1 protein-coding gene and 2 pseudogenes are annotated in these 1,394 nt (G+C 55.7%); 2 read left to right on the plus strand and 1 reads right to left on the minus strand.

Going from position 1 to position 1,394, the window contains the following annotated elements:
* The first annotated feature begins 58 nt into the window (after positions 1–58).
* A complete protein-coding gene (locus ACR0B3_RS23970) occupies positions 59–640 on the plus strand; it encodes a LysE family translocator (protein WP_340262923.1) in 582 nt (193 codons plus the stop codon).
* A 64-nt stretch (positions 641–704) separates the two neighbouring features.
* Positions 705–1,343, plus strand: a pseudogene (locus tag ACR0B3_RS23975) (ABC transporter transmembrane domain-containing protein); the annotation flags it as partial.
* Here the strand turns inward: ACR0B3_RS23975 and ACR0B3_RS23980 are convergent.
* Positions 1,300–1,394: pseudogene (locus ACR0B3_RS23980) on the minus strand (NADH-specific enoyl-ACP reductase); the annotation flags it as partial. The pseudogenes ACR0B3_RS23975 and ACR0B3_RS23980 sit on opposite strands and share 44 nt — an antisense overlap.

Below are 1,394 nucleotides of genomic sequence, written 5' to 3' on the forward strand. Positions count from 1 at the left end.
GGAAAATGTTGAGTTCAAAGTGCCGCGCATCCTGCGTGAACCTGCCTAACCATCGCCCATGGATCCGCTTTACCCATTTGTTTTTGCAGGGCTGTTTTCGCCTGGGCCAAATGTTATCCTCTTGACCACATCAGGCGCGCTGTTCGGGTTTCGCGCGACCATTCCGCATATTTTCGGTGTCGCCGCAGGGGTGGGGGTGATTGCTGCTGCCTCAAGCTTAGGTGTCAGCGCGATTTTATTGGCCTATCCAGTGGCTGCCTTAGTGATGAAAATAGCCGCAGCATCTTGGATCCTTTATATGGCATCCACCCTATGGCGGGCCAAACCGGCAGATCCTAAGGCGCGACAGGTCGCAAAGCCGTTTACCTTTCTTCAGGCTGTGATGTTTCAATGGGTCAATCCCAAGGTTTGGGCCGTTAGCCTTGCCGCTGCTGCGGGCTTTGGCGCGGGTGGCACGCTTTTGACAGAAGCCTTGCGCCTTTCGTCCGCCTTTTCAGGAATTAATCTTTTTGTCTGTCTGTTTTGGGCAGCAGCAGGAACGGCCTTGGCGCGGCTTCTGACCACGCCGCGTGCATGGAATATTTTTCGCAAAACCATGGCAAGCGCCCTCGCGCTGACAGCCGCAATGGTCTTTATGTGAGCCCCGCCCTATATTGCGCCACAGGGTCAGGCTGCGACCCAATCAACCAATCAGGCCCGATGCAATGTTCCGATTTTTCGAAACACTGGTAGATCCCTATACGCCCTACGCCGATGAGGATACGCCCCCCAATCGACTCTGGCCGTTTTTGCGCGGCTATGCGCAACCCTTCAAACGGGTGTTCATCGCAGCCGCCTTTATGTCGATGGTGGTCGCTTCGATTGAATTGGGGCTGATCGTCTATTTGGGGCGCGTTGTTGATCTGCTATCAGTCAGTAGTCCCGCAGAACTGTTTGCAAATCACGGGCTCGAGCTTGGCTTAGTCGCGCTCTTTGTGGTGCTAGTCCGCCCTTTGATGCAGCTTTTGGATGTGGGGCTTTTGAACAATGCGATCCTGCCGAATTTCGGCACGCTGATCCGTTGGCGGGCACATCGGCATGTTTTACGTCAATCGGTCGGATGGTTCGAAAATGATTTTGCGGGCCGTATCGCAGGGCGGATTATGCAAACCCCGCCCGCCGCAGGCGATGCGGTGTTTCAGATTTTTGACGCCATCACATTTTCAATCCCCTATTTCATCGGCGCGGTGATCCTACTGACCCAGTCAGACCCACGGCTTGCCGTGCCCTTGGTGATTTGGTGCGGGCTCTATGGGCTGTTGGTGCGCTGGGAACGTGATAGCCACCATCCACGCGCACAATCTCGCCCGTGGTGCAGGCCCCATAGTTAGAGGCGAGGTAGACCGCCGTTCCCC

The sequence above is a fragment of the Ruegeria sp. CE9 genome (assembly GCF_056537425.1).

Bases quoted from the DNA above. Each gene is read 5' to 3' on its own strand.
- ACR0B3_RS23970 (WP_340262923.1), top strand. From the start codon at position 59: ATGGATCCGCTTTACCCATTTGTTTTTGCAGGGCTGTTTTCGCCTGGG.